12 protein-coding genes and 1 tRNA gene are annotated in these 16,564 nt (G+C 73.2%); 9 read left to right on the forward strand and 4 right to left on the reverse strand.

Features of this window, described 5'->3' with window-relative positions:
• The first annotated feature begins 59 nt into the window (after positions 1-59).
• Entirely contained in the window at positions 60-695 is a 636-nt protein-coding gene (locus RVR_RS31955; protein ID WP_202237368.1) for an IS3 family transposase, read from the forward strand.
• A gap of 52 nt (positions 696-747) precedes the next feature.
• Entirely contained in the window at positions 748-1,518 is a 771-nt protein-coding gene (locus RVR_RS31960) for a site-specific integrase (protein ID WP_202237369.1), read from the forward strand.
• Between the two features lie 197 nt (positions 1,519-1,715).
• Here RVR_RS31960 and RVR_RS31965 read toward each other — a convergent pair.
• Positions 1,716-1,789: transfer RNA gene (locus RVR_RS31965), tRNA-Pro, on the reverse strand.
• Between the two features lie 154 nt (positions 1,790-1,943).
• On the opposite strand from RVR_RS31965, the gene RVR_RS31970 reads away from it, so the two are divergent.
• Entirely contained in the window at positions 1,944-2,237 is a 294-nt protein-coding gene (locus RVR_RS31970) for a YiaA/YiaB family inner membrane protein (protein WP_202237370.1), read from the forward strand.
• A 139-nt stretch (positions 2,238-2,376) separates the two neighbouring features.
• On the opposite strand, the gene soxR is transcribed toward RVR_RS31970, so the two are convergent.
• Positions 2,377-2,841 carry a redox-sensitive transcriptional activator SoxR gene (gene soxR, locus RVR_RS31975; protein ID WP_202237371.1) on the reverse strand — a complete coding sequence of 155 codons (465 nt, stop codon included), beginning with the start codon at positions 2,839-2,841 and terminating at the stop codon, positions 2,377-2,379.
• A 53-nt stretch (positions 2,842-2,894) separates the two neighbouring features.
• On the opposite strand from soxR, the gene RVR_RS31980 reads away from it, so the two are divergent.
• From RVR_RS31980 to RVR_RS31995, 4 genes are all read left to right on the forward strand, one after another.
• Positions 2,895-3,626, forward strand: coding sequence for a thiamine pyrophosphate-dependent enzyme (locus RVR_RS31980; RefSeq protein ID WP_202237372.1), 732 nt, complete (start codon positions 2,895-2,897; stop codon positions 3,624-3,626).
• Between the two features lie 177 nt (positions 3,627-3,803).
• Positions 3,804-4,706, forward strand: coding sequence for a transketolase family protein (locus RVR_RS31985; protein ID WP_202237373.1), 903 nt, complete (start codon positions 3,804-3,806; stop codon positions 4,704-4,706).
• Between the two features lie 209 nt (positions 4,707-4,915).
• Positions 4,916-5,509 (forward strand): DUF4291 domain-containing protein, encoded by a 594-nt coding sequence (locus RVR_RS31990; RefSeq protein WP_202237374.1) that lies wholly within the window; start codon positions 4,916-4,918, stop codon positions 5,507-5,509.
• A gap of 285 nt (positions 5,510-5,794) precedes the next feature.
• Complete coding sequence (locus RVR_RS31995) at positions 5,795-6,547, forward strand: DUF309 domain-containing protein (RefSeq protein ID WP_202237375.1); 753 nt, start codon at positions 5,795-5,797, stop codon at positions 6,545-6,547.
• Positions 6,548-6,620: 73 nt separating this feature from the next.
• On the opposite strand, the gene RVR_RS32000 is transcribed toward RVR_RS31995, so the two are convergent.
• Together RVR_RS32000 and RVR_RS32005 are read right to left on the reverse strand one after the other, a co-directional pair.
• Positions 6,621-7,148, reverse strand: coding sequence for an NUDIX hydrolase family protein (locus RVR_RS32000; RefSeq protein ID WP_202239478.1), 528 nt, complete (start codon positions 7,146-7,148; stop codon positions 6,621-6,623).
• A 42-nt stretch (positions 7,149-7,190) separates the two neighbouring features.
• Positions 7,191-10,355 carry a glycoside hydrolase family 2 TIM barrel-domain containing protein gene (locus RVR_RS32005; protein ID WP_430393255.1) on the reverse strand — a complete coding sequence of 1,055 codons (3,165 nt, stop codon included), beginning with the start codon at positions 10,353-10,355 and terminating at the stop codon, positions 7,191-7,193.
• 571 nt (positions 10,356-10,926) lie between these two features.
• On the opposite strand from RVR_RS32005, the gene RVR_RS38125 reads away from it, so the two are divergent.
• Positions 10,927-13,212 carry a glutaminase family protein gene (locus tag RVR_RS38125; protein ID WP_237405084.1) on the forward strand — a complete coding sequence of 762 codons (2,286 nt, stop codon included), beginning with the start codon at positions 10,927-10,929 and terminating at the stop codon, positions 13,210-13,212.
• Positions 13,213-13,295: 83 nt separating this feature from the next.
• Positions 13,296-16,487, forward strand: a complete 3,192-nt coding sequence (locus tag RVR_RS38130; protein WP_237405447.1) for a TIM-barrel domain-containing protein — start codon at positions 13,296-13,298, stop codon at positions 16,485-16,487.
• Positions 16,488-16,564 lie beyond the last annotated feature (77 nt).

Raw genomic sequence — 16,564 nt, forward strand, 5'->3', positions numbered from 1 at the left:
CCGGATCACCCGCGTGCTCGCACGCAGGGGCCACCGGGTGGCCCGCTGCACCGCGGCTGATGGCCGAGTTGGGCCTGGAGGGCGTGATCCGTGGCCGGCGACGCCGCACCACGGTTGCGGAGCCGTCGGCGCCCCGGCCGCCGGACCTGGTCGACCGCGACTTCACCGCCTCCCGGCCGGATCAGCTGTGGGTCGCGGACATGACGTGTGTCCGCACCTGGTCGGGCTGGGCGTACGTGGTGTTCGTCCTGGACGTGTACTTCCGGGTGATCGTCGGCTGGCAGGTCGCGACCCACATGCGGACCGAACTTCCTCTGGACGCATGGGAGATGGCCCTGTGGAGGCGGAGGATCAAGAAGGACTCCGGCCTGGTCCATCACAGCGACAGGGATTCGCAATATGTATCAATTCGGCATACCGACCGGCTCGCCGACATCGGCGCCTCCGCCTCCGTCGGGTCCGTCGCGGACGGCTATGACAATGCGATGGCCGAGGCGCTGAACGGCACGTTCAAGGCCGAGCTGATCGAGATGCAGGGCCCCTGGAAGGATGTCGAGCAGGTCGAACGGGCGATCTTCCAGTGGGTGACCTGGTACAACGAAGAACGACTCCACCCCGCACTCGACTACGTGCCACCCGCCGAGTACGAACACGACGACTGGCGAAGCCAGGAACCAGCCCCACGGTCCGCCTGAAACAAGATCACCGGACTCCACAAAACTCGGGGCAGCTCACCTGGTCCGCGTCATGGAACAGGCCGTCCGGGACGGACTGATCACCGCCAACCCGGCCCGCGTCAAAGGCTGGCAGCGGCAGTACCAACAGGCCGAGGACGAACTCGACGACCCCCGCGCCCTGGCCCTGCGCGACTGGGCGGCGCTGCAAGAACTCACCACGGCGCTCGTGGCCCGCTCCGCCGACCAGTACCCGGGCTGGGGCGACGCCGTCGTCTTCGCCGCCTCCACGGCGGCCCGGATCGGCGAGGTCTCCGGCGTCCGCGTGAAGGACATCGACCTGAACCACTGGATCTGGACGGTGCGCCGCCAGACCACCCCCTCCCCCGGAGGACTGGCCGACAAGAACACCAAAGGAAAGGTCGCCCGCCGGGTTCCCCTCATCGAGGAAGTCCGGCCGATGATCGCCCGGCGCGTCCTCGCCGCCGGCAGCCGGCCCGACGCCAGCCTCTTCACCGGACCTCGCGGAGGACGCATCACCACCGCCGTGCTGCGCGACGCCACCCACTGGGACGAAGTCGTCGCCACGCTCGGCTACGACCATCTGCGCCGCCGCGACCTGCGCCACACCGGCCTGACCTGGATGGCCGACGCGGGGGTTCCCCTGCACGGGCTGCGGTTGATCGCCGGACACGGCTCGCTGTCGACGACCCAGCGCTATCTCCACCCCGACCTGCAATCCGTCGCCCGTGCCGGCCGCACCCTCAGCGCGCACCTGACGGCCGGCCCCGACCTGCCGCCGCCTTCCGCTCCATCACCGTCGGCGCGGCCGCCGGGGCTGTAGGAAGCGGACAACCGCTTACCGCGCGAGTGGGGCCGTGGATCATGCCGAAAACGGCCTGGACCGACGCGTTTCCCCGGCCGTGGTCCCCAGTTGGTCCCCAGGCCGCGGACGGGCCGTCAGGTGAAAACGGTTGCCGACAACGCGGAAGGGCCCGCTGACCTGGAGAAACTCCAGTCCAACGGGCCCTTCGTGCACCGTCGGGACGACAGGATTTGAACCTGCGACCCCCTGACCCCCAGTCAGGTGCGCTACCAAGCTGCGCCACGTCCCGATGCCCGATCTTCCGGGGCGGGGCCCGTGTTGATCGCGCAAGAGAACAATACCGCACTTGGGGAGGTGGTCGCTCGCACCTTGGGGGCGGGGCGGGTACCCGGTGAGTAGGTGTACTCATGTGGGTTTTGCCGGTCCCGGGGATCGTGGAGGGCATGACCAAGGTGATTCCGCAGCAGCAGACGACTGCCGCATATGCCGCGCAGGCCGCGATCTCGTTCGCGCTCGCGCTGGGGGCGATGGTGGTGGGGGTGGCGTACCTGCCGGTGGACGCGTGGGTGAGGGCGTTCCTGGCGGTGGGGCTGCTCTACGTGGTGACGGCGACCTTCACCCTCGCGAAGGTGGTCCGGGACCGCCAGGAGGAGGGGCAGGTGACCAGCCGGGTGGACCAGGCCCGGCTGGACAAGCTGCTCGCCGAGCACGACCCGTTCAAGGTGGAGGGGATCTAGCACCCGGGGAGACGGGCGGTACGGGGGAGAACGGGCGGTACGGGCGGTACGGGGGAGAACCGGCGGTACGGGGGAGGGCGGCAGGGCCCGGGCCCGGAGACGAGGGCGCCCCGGAGGAGGGGGCCGGGGCGCCCCGGGATCAGCGCGCCGGGGGACGGTCGCCCAGCAGGTAGCGGGGGCCGGGCCCCTGGCGCGCTGCCGCGTCCTCGGGGTTGTACAGCCCGCAGCGGGTCAGCGACAGGCAGCCGCAGCCGACGCAGCCGGACAACTGCTCCTTGAGCCGCTCCAGCTCGGCGATCTGCGCGTCGATCCGCCGCTGCCACGCGCGGGCGACCCGGCTCCAGTCCGCGGAGCTGGGGACGTGGTCGACGGGCAGGTGCGCGAGGGCGTCGCGCACCTCCTCCAGGCTCAGGCCGATCCGCTGGGCGGCCCGGACGAAGGCGAGGCGGCGCAGCGTGGCACGGCGGTAGCGGCGCTGGCCGCCCGGGGTGCGCTCGGCCTGGATGAGGCCGAGCTCCTCGTAGTAGCGCAGCGCGGACGTGGCGTTGCCGCTGCGGGCGGCCAGCTCGCCGATGGTCAGGCGGTCGCGGGTGGAGAGGCTCACGCCCCCACGGTAGCGCTTGACTTCAAGCGCGCTTGAAGTTGCACAGTCGGGACATGACGACGACGCGAGCAGCCGCGCCCATCACGGCGGGCCACCCGGACGGGCGGCCGTACGGCTACCAGGACCTCCAACCGCTGATGTCGCTGATGAGCGGCGACGAGAAGCACGACCCCGCGGCCACCTCCACCCTCGACGTGCTGTGGGTGCTGTACGACCGGGTGCTGCGGGTCGCCCCAGACACCGCGGACGACCCGGAGCGGGACCGGTTCCTGCTGTCGAAGGGGCACGGTCCGATGGCGTACTACGCGGTGCTCGCCGCGAAGGGCTTCGTTCCGCGCGCGTGGCTGCCGGGCTTCGGGGCGTACGACTCGCGGCTCGGGTACCACCCGGACCGGACGCTGGTGCCCGGCGTGGAGATCGGCTCGGGCTCGCTGGGGCACGGGCTGCCGCTGGCGGTCGGCAGCGCGCTCGGGCTGCGCGCGCAGGGGCTGGCCGGCCCGGCGGTGTGGGCCCTGGTCGGCGACGCGGAGATGGACGAGGGCAGTAACCACGAGGCGGTGCAGTTCGCCGGGGCGGTCGGCCTGGACCGGCTGCACGTGGTGGCCGTGGACAACCAGTCCGCGACCTACGGCTGGCCCGGCGGCCTCGCGGCCCGCTTCGCGATGGAGGGCTGGTCCGCGGTGACCGTCGACGGGCGCGACCACGACGCGCTGTACGAGGCGTTCACCGCGCCGCATCCGGGCCGCCCGCACGCGGTGGTCGCCCGGGTGGAGCCGAAGTACTGAGCCGCCGCGCGTTCGCTCCCCGCCGGGGTACGGGTCCGCACCCCGGCCCGCGCCCGGCCCCGTAGCCCGGCCCGCACCGAGCCCTGCGCCCGGCCCCCCGTACCCCGGCCCGCACCGAGCCCGCGCCCGGCCCCGTACGGCCCCATCCCACCCACCTCCCGCTTCTCGGAGTACCCCATGGACACCATGCGTGACCGCTTCTGCACGGTCGCCGGCGGCCTTCTCGACGAGGACCCGCGCCTCGCGGTCGTGCTCGCCGTGATCTCCGGCGACCGCTTCCAGGACGCCGCCAAGGCGCACCCCGACCGCGTGATCGACGTCGGCATCAGGGAACAACTGCTGGTCAGCGTGGCCGGCGGGCTGGCGCTCACCGGGCTGCGCCCGATCGTGCACACCTTCGCGAGCTTCCTGGTCGAGCGCCCCTTCGAGCAGGTCAAGCTCGACCTGAACCACCAGGGCGTCGGCGCCGTGCTGGTGAGCGCGGGCGCGTCGTACGACATCGCCTCCGGCGGGCGCACCCACCAGGGCCCCGGCGACGTGGCGCTGCTGGACACCCTCGACGGGTGGACCGTGCACGTGCCCGGGCACCCCGACGAGGCCGAGGCGCTGCTGCGGCACGCCGCGGCCGACGGGGACAACCTCGTCTACCTGCGCCTCGGCGACCAGGTGAACCGCGTGCCGCAGCCGGTCTCGCCGGGCCGCTTCCAGGTGGTGCGCGAGGGCCGCACCGGTGTGGTGCTGGCGGTCGGGCCGATGCTGGACGCGGTGCTGGAGGCGACCAGCGGCCGCGACGTCACGGTGCTGTACGCCTCGACGGTACGGCCCTTCGACGCGGCCACGGTGCGCGCCGCGGTGGGGCGCGCGGCCGCCGCCGACCTGGTGCTGGTCGAGCCGTACCTCGCCGGGACGTCGGCGGACTTCGCGAACGGCGCGCTGGCCGACGTGCCGCACCGGGTGCTGTCGCTCGGCACGCGGCGCGAGGAACTGCGGCGCTACGGTTCCGCGCGGGACCACGTCGCCGCCCACGGCCTGGACCCGGCCGGCCTGCGCGAGCGGATCGACGGTTTCCTCCAGCCGTAGCCGTAGCCGTAGCCGTAGCCGTAGCCGTGCCGTGAGCCGGGCCGCGGCGGGGCGGGGCGGGGCGACCGGACGTGACGGCGGGGCCGCGCGGACAGGCCGAGTCGTACGTCCACGTCGTACGCCCGCGCGGAAAGTGCCGAGCCGTGCGTCCGGCCGCCGGGCCGTAAACCGGTGGCGTCCCGGCGGCCGGACCGGTGAGGGTGGGCCGGGTGACCACCCCCCGACAGCAGATACGCGCCCTGCACACGGCCTCGACCGTGACCGTCTACCAGGCGTACCCGCCCCGGATCGGCGGTCCCGCGGCCCGCGACGGGCGCTTCCCCGCCGCCTGGAAGCGGGACCGCATGACGTGGATCAAGCCGTCCTTCCTGTGGATGATGTACCGCTGCGGGTGGGGCGCCAAGCAGGACCAGGAGACCGTCCTCGCGGTCGAGATCACCCGGCAGGGTTTCGCCTGGGCTCTGGAGCACGCCTGCCTGGCGCACTACGACCCCGCGCTGCACGCCGACCGCGACAGTTGGCGGCGCGCCCTCCGGCAGGCGCCGGCGCGGGTCCAGTGGGACCCCGAACGGGACCTGTTCGCACGGCCGTTGCCGCACCGCTCGCTCCAACTCGGGCTCGTCGGCGAGGCCGCGCGCAGGTACGCGGACGAGTGGACGGTCGCGGTCAGCGACGTCACCGGACTCGCCCACGAGGTCCACGCCCGGGTGCGGGCGGGGGAGTTGGCGGCCGCCCGGCGCCTGCTGCCGGCGGAACGGCCGTATCCCGAGGACGAACGGCTCCTGGCGCACCTGCGCGGCTGAGCCCCGCACGGCGCCCGCGTCCGGATGTTTATGCCATCGTGACCGGACGGATGTCAGGGTGTGTCCATGAGCATGAGACATGCGGAGGACCACAGACACGCGCACGGACACCTCGCGGGCGCGCCGGACGGCTGCGGCGAGGGCTTCGGCCGCGGGACCGACGGCCCCTCGGGCGGGCCGCCCGCCGGCGCGGGGCTCATCGCCCGGGTGCAGGCACTGAACAGACGATGCCGGTGAGCACCCGCCGCCCGCCGCCCACCGGCCGCCACGCGGCACAATCGACACATGAACGACACGTCGCAGGACGGAGCCCGGGCGGACCGGACGCGGGGCCACGACGGCGAACGGGCCCGGGACAGTGAACGGGGCCACGAGGGCGAACAGGCCCACGACGGCGAACGGGCCCGTGACAGTGAACAGGCCCACGACGGCGAACAGGTCCGTGACGGTGAAAGGGCCCGGGATCGGGACCGGGGTCCCGGCCGGGACGGCGACAGCGGCCCGATCCGCGAGGACGGGCCCGAGCGGGACCGGGACGCCGACGGCAGGGCCCGCAACAGCCGCCCCCGCGACGGCCTCGGCCGCCCGCTGCCCTACGGCGAGCAGGGCGTCGAGCGCCAGCCCGAGGGCATCGTCCGCACCGCCGACCAGACCCTGGAGGAGGCCCAGCGCCTCCTCGACGACGGAAAACCCTTCCACGCCCACGAGGTGCTGGAGGACCGGTGGAAGACCGCGCCCGCCGACGAGCGCGCCCTGTGGCGGGCACTCGCGCAGTTCGCGGTCGGACTGACCCACGCCGCCCGGGGCAACGCCCGCGGCGCCGCGACCCTCCTGGAGCGCGCGGCCCGCGGACTGGCCCCGTACCGCGACCGGGCGCCGTACGGCATCGACGCGGCCGGGCTGGCGGGATGGGCCGCCGCACGCGCCGCCGCCCCCGGGGCCGGCGGGAGCACCACCGCGCACACCCCGGCCGACGGCCCTGCCGCCGCCGCGTCCGGGGCGCCCCCGGCCCTGCGCACCGGTGGACCCGCCGCCTGACGCCGGTCCGGCTCCGCCTCGGGTGTGCCGGGCCGCGCGCGGGAACCGCCGGCGCGCGACCCGGCGCGTGCGGTCAGGCCAGACGGCCGACGTGGGCGAGCGCCTGCCTCAGCAGGGTGCCGCGCCCGCCCGGCATCTCCTCCTGGAGCTGCGGCGAGGACGCCTCCTCCGGGGTGAACCAGACCAGGTCCAGCGCGTCCTGGCGCGGCCGGCAGTCGCCGGCCACCGGCACGACGTACGCGAGCGAGACCGCGTGCTGCCGCGGGTCGTGGTACGCCGTGACGCCCTCGGTCGGGAAGAACTCCGCGACGGTGAACGGCTGGAGCGAGGCCGGCACCCGCGGCAGCGCGACCGGCCCGAGGTCCTTCTCCAGGTGGCGGACGAGGGCGTCCCGGACCCGTTCGTGGTGCAGCACCCGGCCGGAGACGAGGCTGCGGCTGACGGTGCCGTCCGGTCCGATGCGCAACAGCAGGCCGATGTGGGTGACTTCTCCGTTGTCGTCGACCCGCACCGGGACGGCGTCGACGTAGAGGATCGGCATACGAGCGCGGGTCAGCTCCAGGTCCTCGGGAGCCAGCCAGCCGGGCGTGGTGTCGGTCATGTCAGCCATTGCGTGATCGTACGTGGCGCGGCGGGCTCTTCACTATGACCTGGGAGACTCCGGGGCATCCGCCCGACCGCGCAGCCGGGCGGACCCGCCGGCCGCGGTGGCGTCGAGCGCGCTGATCCGCTGCGCGCCCGCGGACGTGCCGGGCGCCGCGCTGGTCAGGTCCAGCCGCAGCCGCGCGGTGCGGGTGGCGGGGAAGGTGACGAGCGTGGGCTCGTCACTGCCGGTCGCCCAGGTGACGGCCTGGCCCGGTACCGGCGTCCACCGTTCGCCGTCCCACCCGGACACCACGACCTCGGCCGGCAGCGAGTGCGCGGCGTCCACGGTGAAGTGGACGGAGACGGTGTCGACCGTGCGCGGCCGTTCCCAGGCCACCGAGACCCAGTCCGACCGGCGGGCGCCGTCGAAGGCGGGGAGCAGCCCGGTGGCGGCCTTGGTGAACGCGTTGGACCACCCGGTGTCCGGGTCGCCGTCGAGCATGGCCGCGGGAAGCGTGGTGGGCGCGCCGGAGTAACTGGCGTCGGCCAGCGGGTAGCCGGGCGCGCCGGGTCCGGGGTCGGGGAGGAAGACCTGCGGCGGCGTGGTGGCGACCGGGCCGTCCGCGGGGGTGGTGGCGATCGAGGCGGTGCCGTCGAGCAGCCCGGGTGCGCTCGCGGTCACCTCCAGTTCTCCCGCCCGCGTGCCCGAGCGCACGATGGCCAGGGCCTTGCCGTGGAAGGCGGTGCGGGTGGTGGCCTGGTAGCGCTCGCCGTTGTCCTGCTGGCCGTTGTCGAGGCCGGCCAGCGACCCGCCGGTCACCGCGAAGGTGAGCAGGTGGCCCGCGGACGGCACCGTGACCCCCGCGGAGTCGACCACGTCGGCGGTGACGTGGACGAGGCTGTCGCCGTCGGCCGGCACCGAGGGGCGGTCCGGGGTCAGCCGCACCGCGTGCGGCCGGCCGGCGGTGCGCAGCACGTCGGTGGTGACCACCTCGCCGCCCCTCAGGGCGAGGGCCGTCAGCTCGCCCGGTGCGAACGGCACCCGCCAGGTCAGGTGCAGCTTGCCCGCGCCGCCGTGGGGGCTGGTGTAGCTGCCCGGGTAGGGGCCGGCGGTGACCGTCTTGTCGTCGCCGGTCGGCTCGGTGGTCTCCAGGTACCCGCGCCCGTCCGCGGTCTTCTTGGCGTCGAACCGCCGCACGCCCAGCGAGCGGCCGTTCAGGCGCAGTTCGACGGTGTCCACGGTGGAGTAGGCCCACACCTCGACCGTCTCGCCGGGTTCGTGGTCCGTCCAGTCCATCGGCACCAGGTGCACCATCGGCCCGGTGGTCCACTGGCTGCGGTAAAGGTGGTACATGTCCTTCGGGAAGCCGGCGGTGTCGACCGCGCCGAAGAACGACGCCTTCACCGGGAACGCCGCCTTGTACGGGGTGGGTTCGCCGATGTAGTCGATGCCGGCCCAGAGGAACTGGCCGGCGAAGAAGGCCCGGTCGCGGTCCTTCTTCAGGGCGTACTCGCCGCTCATCGTCCACCGCGCGAGGTTGTTGTCGAAGGACGAGGCGGCGCGCCGGCCGGGGGTGTGGTTCTCGCCGGTGTTCAGGTGCTGCGGGTCCTGGTAGGTGCCGCGGGTGGCGGTGGCCGACGACGACTCGGACTCGAACAGGAAGAGGTGCGGGTGGCGGGCGTGCAACTCGTCGACGGTGGCGGCGCTGTTGTAGTTGAGGCCGAGGCCGTCGAGCTTGGCCAGGAGCAGGTCGGCGGGGGAGCCGACCGGCGGTGGCTGCTGGTACTTGTCGGAGCCCACGACGATCGGGCGGGTGGTGTCGTGCGCGCGGACCGCCGCGATCAGCCCGTCGGCCATGGCCAGCCCCTCGGTCGCCGTGGTGTCGGGGATCTCGTTGCCGATCGACCACATCAGCACCGCGGGGGAGTTGCGGGCCGCGCGCACCATCTCCGCGACGTCCTCGACGTGGTGGGCGTCGAAGAACCTCCCGTAGTCGTAGGCGCACTTGCCGGTGCGCCAGCAGTCGAACGCCTCGATCACCAGCATCAGGCCCAGTTCCTCGCAGAGCCGGACCAGCACCGGCGCGGGCGGGTTGTGGGCAGTGCGGACCGCGTTGGCGCCCATGGACTTCATCAGGGTCAACTGGCGCAGCAGCGCGTCGTGGTGGGTCACCGCGCCCAGGGCGCCCTGGTCGTGGTGGAGGTTGACGCCCTGGAGCTTGGCGGGCTCCCCGTTGACGAACAGGCCGCGGTCGGGGTCGAGGGTGAAGTGCCGCAGGCCGAAGCGGGTGCTGACGGTGTCCACCGCCGTGTCCCCGACGTGGATCGCGGTCTCCAGGGTGTAGCGGTGCCCGGGAGTGGCGGGCGCCCACAACTCGGGTTGGTCCAGCAGCAGTTCGGCGGTCGCCTGCTGCGGTCGCGCGGACGCCGTGAGCGCCAGCGGGGTTCGTGCCCGCGCCACCGGACGGCCGTGCCGGTCGCGGACGGTGCTGACCACGGTGGCGGCGACGGCGGTGCCGGTCTCGTTGACCACCTCGACCTGGGCGCGCACGGTGGCGGGGCGGGCGGCGCGCAGCGCGTCCGCCAGGTCGGGTGTGGTGACGTGGACGCCGTGCCGGGCCACGTGTACCGGGTCGGTGAGGACCAGCCGGGCGTGGCGGTTGATGCCGCTGCCGGAGTACCAGCGGCTGCTGGGCAGCCGGTTGCGGACCTGCACGGCGACCACGTCCGCGGTGCGGCCGTCGGTGTGCACCAGGTCGGTGATGTCGTACGCGAACCCGGTGTAGCCGTAGGGGTGGTTGCCGACCAGGACGCCGTTGCAGTGGACGTCGCTGTCCATGTACACGCCGTCGAACTCGATCGAGACGCGGCGGCCCGCGGCCGCCTCGGGCAGGGTGAAGGCGGTCCGGTACCAGCCGAGCCCGCCGGGCAGGAACCCGCCGCCGGCGGTGGTGTGGTGGTCGGTGGTGGGAGTCTGCTCGATGCTCCAGTCATGCGGCACACGCACGGCCCGCCATCCGGAGTCGTCGTAGTCCGGGTCGGCGGCGCGCGCGTACGCGCCCGTGGGGTCGGTGACGTCGCAGAGGTCCACCAGGGCGAAGCGCCAGCCGTCCGCCAGCTCGACCGTCCTGGGCAGCGCGGTGGATGACCTGCGGTCGGCCGCCATGGCGGGGACCCCTCTCGTTGACGCGTGCGGCCGGCGTCCCCCGCCCGGAGGCGCCAGAACTCACCAGTTCTGAACAAGACCGACCATGAACCCACGGATTCTCGCACTGCGGCACTGCCGCGGGTCAAGGGGTGCGCCGACCTTTCCCGGCCGCCGACCGCAGGTCGCGGCCGGTGCGTCGGGGTGGTCGCCGTTCTTTACAACGATGGAAAAATCGGCCGTCCGAAACATCAACATCGGACACGAGCCCGCCGCTCCCGTCGGCTGATGGGGACTTGTGGGGCCTTGTTGCCCCGCCCTCCGGTCGGTCGGGGAGCCGGTCGCCCCGGCCGGTCCGCAGCGCTCGGAGTCGGACTCAAACCTGCTGCTGGGTACGGGTTTTCCGCCATCGCGACGGTGCGGCGCGCGGTGGCGCGACGGCGCGAAACACGGCGGAAACCCGTCGAGTGCGAGGGATGGACATGACATCGGGGCTGTGCTGTCATCATCCTGCCGCTCTTTACATCGTTGTAGGAACCTCTTCCGGCGGGCCTACCGCCACCTGCTCGCTCCGGCCTGCCGCCGCACCCGCCGGAGCGCATGCCCCTGCCATCCCGCTCCGTTCGGGAGCGGTCCCAGGAGGAAACCGATGACACACAGGAACAACGACGTCGCACCACCCGTGGCCGGATCGGACGGCCCGCCGACGACCGCCGCGGCCGGTCCCGAGCCGGGCATGAGCCGGCGCGGCCTGATCCGCTGGACGGGCGCGGCGGGCGTCGTCGGGCTCGGTGCGGCGGGCGCCGGCATGCTGCCGGGCGTCGCGGGCAGCGCGCAGGCCGCCTCCGCGGACGCGGCGGCGGCCGCGGGGTCCACCGGCGCGAAGGGGGGCACGTCCGGCGGCGCGGCCGCGCCGCACCCGGCGGCCACCGTGTTCGACCCGATCCGGCCCCCGTCGGTGCCGCTGGCGGTGCGCTCGCCGTACCTGAGCGCCTGGCTGCCGTCGAGCAACTCCGCCGGCACCTGGCCGACGTTCTGGACCGGCCGCATCATGGCGATGACCGGCATCGCGCAGATCGACGGGGTGCCCTTCCTCTTCCTCGGGTCGCCCAACATCGACGGGCAGGTGCTGCGCGGCATGGCGCAGCGCTCGCTGACCACCACCGCGACCCGCTCGGTGTTCCTCTTCGAGGCGGCCGGCGTGGAGCTGACGGTGACCTTCCTGTCCCCGGTGGAGCCGGGCGACCTGCGCCGCCAGTCGGTCCCGCTGTCCTACCTCACCGCGGACGTGCGCAGCGCGGACGGTGCCGCGCACGACGTGAAGCTGTACTTCGACATCTCCGGCGAGTGGGCGCACGCCGACTCCGGCACCAGCATCGGTTGGGCGGCGGAGCAGGTGAGCGGCGCCGGCGGCGGCTCGCTCACCTCGCTGTCGTTCTCGCCGGACGGCACCAAGACGCTGGCGGAGAACGGCGACATGGCGACCTGGGGCACCGTGGTGTGGTCCGCCACCAACCGCTCCGGGCTGACCTGGCAGATCGGCGCCGACACCGCGGTGCGGCCGGCCGCGCTCACCGACGGCAAGCTCGCCGGCAGCGTCGACAGCCGCCAGCCGCGGGCGATCAACGACGCCTGGCCGGTCTTCGCCTTCCACTTCGACCTCGGCCGGGTCCGCGCGTCCGCGCAGCAGGCGGTGCTCTCCGTCGGCCACGTGCGCGAACCCGCGGTCAGCTACCTCGGCACGCCGCTGCCGCCGCTGTGGAAGTCGTACTGGGCGAGCTGGCAGAAGATGGCGGCGTTCTTCCACGGCGACCTCACGACCGCCGCCACCCGCACCGCCGCGCTGGACCGCAAGGTGCGGACGGAGGCGACCGCGGCCGGCGGGGCGAAGTACGCGGCGCTGTGCGCGCTGGCGCTGCGGCAGGCGTACGGCGCCACCGAGCTGGTCAGCAGGGACGGCGCGCCCTGGGCGCTGCTCAAGGAGATCTCCTCCGACGGCAACGTCTCCTCGATCGACGTCACCTACCCGGCCATGCCGGTCTTCGCCTGGGCCGACCCCGGCTACCTCGCGCTGCTGCTCGCGCCGATGCTGGAGTACGCCGAACACGGCGGCTGGCCCAAGGAGTTCGCCGAGCACGACCTCGGCTCCTCCTACCCGAACGCCGCCGGCCACAACGACGGCAACGAGGAGGACATGCCCGTCGAGGAGTCGGCGAACATGCTGCTGATGACGGCCGCCTACCTCAAGGGCGCCTCCGCCTCGGACGCCAAGGCGTTCGCCACCACCCACTACACGATCCTCAAGCAGTGGGCGGACTACCTCGTCGCCAACGCCCTCGACCCCGGCTTCCAGAATCAGACCGACGACTTCACCGGGTTCATCGGGCACAGCGCCAACCTCGCGCTGAAGGGCATCCTCGCCCTCGGCGCGATGAGCCAGGTGGCCGCCGCGGCCGGCAACGCCGCCGACCGCACCCGCTACCTCGGCGTGGCCAAGGACTACATCGGGCAGTGGGTCGGCAAGGCCCAGGACACCACCCCCGACCACCTGAAGCTCGCCTACGACCAGCCCGGCACCTGGAGCCTGAAGTACAACGGCTACCCGGACACACTGCTCGGCCTGGGACTGGTGCCCGCATCGGTCGCCGCCGAGGAGGCGGCCTGGTACCTCACCCAGGCCAACCCGTACGGCATCCCGCTGGACGTGCGGCACGCCTACACCAAGGGCGACTGGGAGATGTGGACCGCGGCGTGGCTGCGCGACCACCCGGTGAGCGGCTACCTCATCGACTCCCTCTACGAGTTCGCGCACACCACGCCGACACGGGTGCCGTTCACCGACTGGTACGACACGGTCAACGACAAGCCGAGCGGCGGCTTCCAGGCCCGGCCCGTGGTCGGCGGCATCTTCGCCCTGCTGAGCGTGGCCCGGTGAGCCCGGCACGAGCGCGCCGGCGCTCCCTCACCGTACGGCGCCGGCTGGCCGTCCTGGCGGCCGCGGCCACCGTGGCGACGGTGCTGACCGGCACCGGCCAGGCGGCCTCCGCGCACAGCGGCGTCAGCCCGCGCATCCCCACCGTCAACGCCGGCGACGCCCGCTTCGAGGTGCTGTCGCCGACGCTGATCCGCACGGAGTACGCCGGTGACGGCCAGTTCACCGACAGCCCGACCTTCAACGCCATCGGCCGGGACTCCTTCACCAGCACGCCCTACACCTCCTCCACCTCCGACGGCTGGCTCACCGTCAGGACCAGCAAGGTGACGCTGCGCTACAAGCTGGACTCGGGCGCCTTCACCGCGCAGAACCTGACGGTGCAGCAGAACGCGGGCACCACCCCGGTCACGGCCACCCCCTGGAACGGCCTGACCTGCACCGTGGGCGCGCTGTGCGAGGCGGAGAGCCTGTCCGCCTCCGGTGTCAGCACCGCCGGCGACCACACCGGGGCCACCGGCACCGGATTCCTCGCTGGCTTCACCGCGACCGGCAACGCCGTCACCGCCGACGTGGACGCCGCCTCGGCGGGCGGCTACGAGTTCGACGCCCGCTACGCCAACGCGGTCGGCGGCGACGGCAAGGACGTCACCCGCACCCTGTCGCTGTCGGTCGACGGCGGCAAGGCGACCACCGTCAGCCTGCCGGTGACCGCCGACTGGAACACCTGGGCCGTGGCCAAGGTGCCGCTGACCCTGACCGCCGGCCACCACACGGTGACGCTGTCGCACGCCGCGGCGGACTCCGGCAACGTCAACCTCGACAGCATCGCGGTCGTCACGCCCGGCGCGTCCTACCCGTCGACGTCGGCCACCGCCATCACCGACTGCCGCTTCGGCGTCAGCTGCGAGTCCGAGGCGGGCCGCGCCACCGGCTCGGCGAAGGTCGCCACCGACCACGCCGGCTACTCCGGCTCCGGCTTCGTCGCGGAACTCAACCAGGGCGCGGGGCTGACCCACCGCGTCGTCGGAGTGCCCGCCGCCGGCACCTACCTGCTGCGGCTGCGCTACGCCAACGGCACCGGCGGCGACAACCTGCACCAGACCCGCACCATGACGGTGACGGCCGGCGGCACCACCAGCACGCTCAGCCTGCCGGCCACCGCCGACTGGGACACCTGGAGCACCGCCTCGATCCCGGTCACCCTGGCCGCCGGCAGCGACGACATCACCCTGGGCTGCCCGGACGCGACGAGCTGCCACGTCAACGCCGACACCGTCTCCGTCACCGCCCAGAACGCGACCGCGCCCCCGCCGCACACCGCCCTGGGCGGCTACCGCCGCGGCCTGGACGGGGTCAACGGCGACAACGGCGACCCGGCCATCACCCCCGGCCTGCTCTACCGGGACGGCTGGTACCTGCTCGACGACACCTCCTCGGCGCTGTACTCCACCGCGACCGGCACCGCCTCCGCGCGGCCCGGCCACGGCGGCGCGCCCTACCAGGACGGCTACCTCTTCGGCTACGGGCACGACTACCAGCAGGCGCTGAAGGACCTGGCCACGCTCACCGGCCCGTCCGAGCTGCTGCCCGAGTGGGCCTACGGCGTCTGGTACTCGGAGTACATGGACCGCAGCGCGGCCGACTACGAGAACACCATCCTGCCCGCGTTCCGCTCCGAGGACGTGCCGCTGGACGTGCTGGTCACCGACACCGACTTCAAGTCGCCCGCCACCTGGGACGGCTGGGAGATGGACCCGTCGAAGTTCCCCGACGAGAAGGCATTCTTCGCCTGGGCGCAGAGCCAGGGGCTGCACAACACGCTGAACATCCACCCGAGCATCGTCAGCACCGACCCGCAGTTCGCGCAGGCCGAGGCCACCGCGAAGAACAAGCTCGCCAAGAGCGGCTGCGACGGCACCGTGTGCACGTACACCTTCGACTTCGGCGACCCCGACCAGCTCAAGGCGTACCTCGGCCTGCACCAGACGATGGAGCAGGACGGCGCGGACTTCTGGTGGCTGGACTGGTGCTGCGACAACTCGCAGTCCACGCTGGCCGGCGTCACCCCCGACGCCTGGATCAACCAGCAGTACGCCACCGACGCGGACAAGACCGTCGGCCGCGGGTTCGTGCTCTCCCGGGCCTTCGGCTCGCTCCAGTCCGGCGGCTACAGCAGCCCGACCGGTCTGCCGACCGGGCCCTGGGCGGACAAGCGCACCACCGTCCACTTCACCGGGGACACCTCCTCAAGCTGGGGCACCCTGAAGTACGAGGTCGGCTACACCCCGGGCGAGTCCGCGTCCACCGGACTGTCGGCGGTCAGCCACGACATCGGCGGCTTCAACGACACCACCGGCCTCAAGGGCGCCGAGACGTACACCGACGGCGGCCAGCAGAAGTCCACCACCAAGCTGCCGGACGACCTGTACGCGCGCTGGGTCCAGCTCGGCACCTTCCAGCCGGTGGACCGGCTGCACGGCAACCACAGCGACCGGCTGCCCTGGCAGTACGGCACCGCCGCCCGCACCAGCGCGGACAAGTTCCTCAACCTGCGCGAGGACCTGCTGCCGTACACCTACACCCTCGCCCAGCAGGCGAACGCCACCGGCATCCCGGTGGTGCGGCCGATGTACCTCCAGTACCCCGAGGAGGACAGCGCCTACACCACGGCCGACAGCGAGTACATGTACGGGCCGGACATGCTGGTCGCACCGGTCACCACGCCCGGCACCACCGCCACCACCTCGGTGTGGCTGCCGCCGGGCACCACCTGGACCGACTACTTCACCGGGAAGACCTACCCCGGCGGCACCACCCAGACCGTCACCACCGGGCTCGACACGATGCCGGTGTTCGTCCGGGCCGGCGCGGTCGTGCCGACCAGGACCGACCACGTCGCCGACGACGCGAACAACCCGCTGGACAAGGTGACGCTCACCGTCACCACCGGCGCGTCGGGCTCCTTCTCGCTCTACGAGGACGACGGCACCTCCGCGGTGCCGGCCAGGTCCGCGACCACGTCCGTGCACTACACCGAGAACAAGGGCGGCGTGCACACCCTGCGGATCGGCGCGGCGGACGGCTCCTTCCACGGCCAGGTCGCCGACCGGCAGTGGACGGTGACCTTCCGCGGGGTCGACACCGCGACCGCGGTGGCCGCCAGCGGCACCCGGCTGCCCAGGACCGCCTGGCACTACAGCTCGGCGGACCACTCGCTGACCGTCACGCTGCCGGCCCGCAGCGTCCGCACCGCCACCACCGTCACCTTCCACTGACCCCACCGGGGGAGGACCTGGGACAAGGCCCCGGGGCGGGGTCCGGCAGCCGGCCGGACCCCGCCCCGGGGCTGTTG

Source organism: Streptomyces sp. SN-593 (genome assembly GCF_016756395.1).
Classification (GTDB): domain Bacteria; phylum Actinomycetota; class Actinomycetes; order Streptomycetales; family Streptomycetaceae; genus Actinacidiphila; species Actinacidiphila reveromycinica.

What these genes read in the sequence shown, in the direction of transcription:
- RVR_RS31955 (WP_202237368.1), top strand. Translation starts at nt 60, where the DNA reads ATGGCCGAGTTGGGCCTGGAGGGCGTGATCCGTGGCCGGCGACGCCGC.
- RVR_RS31960 (WP_202237369.1), top strand. Translation starts at nt 748, where the DNA reads ATGGAACAGGCCGTCCGGGACGGACTGATCACCGCCAACCCGGCCCGC.
- RVR_RS31970 (WP_202237370.1), top strand. Translation starts at nt 1,944, where the DNA reads ATGACCAAGGTGATTCCGCAGCAGCAGACGACTGCCGCATATGCCGCG.
- RVR_RS31980 (WP_202237372.1), top strand. Translation starts at nt 2,895, where the DNA reads ATGACGACGACGCGAGCAGCCGCGCCCATCACGGCGGGCCACCCGGAC.
- RVR_RS31985 (WP_202237373.1), top strand. Translation starts at nt 3,804, where the DNA reads ATGGACACCATGCGTGACCGCTTCTGCACGGTCGCCGGCGGCCTTCTC.
- RVR_RS31995 (WP_202237375.1), top strand. Translation starts at nt 5,795, where the DNA reads ATGAACGACACGTCGCAGGACGGAGCCCGGGCGGACCGGACGCGGGGC.
- RVR_RS32000 (WP_202239478.1), bottom strand. Translation starts at nt 7,148, where the DNA reads ATGACCGACACCACGCCCGGCTGGCTGGCTCCCGAGGACCTGGAGCTG.
- RVR_RS38125 (WP_237405084.1), top strand. Translation starts at nt 10,927, where the DNA reads ATGACACACAGGAACAACGACGTCGCACCACCCGTGGCCGGATCGGAC.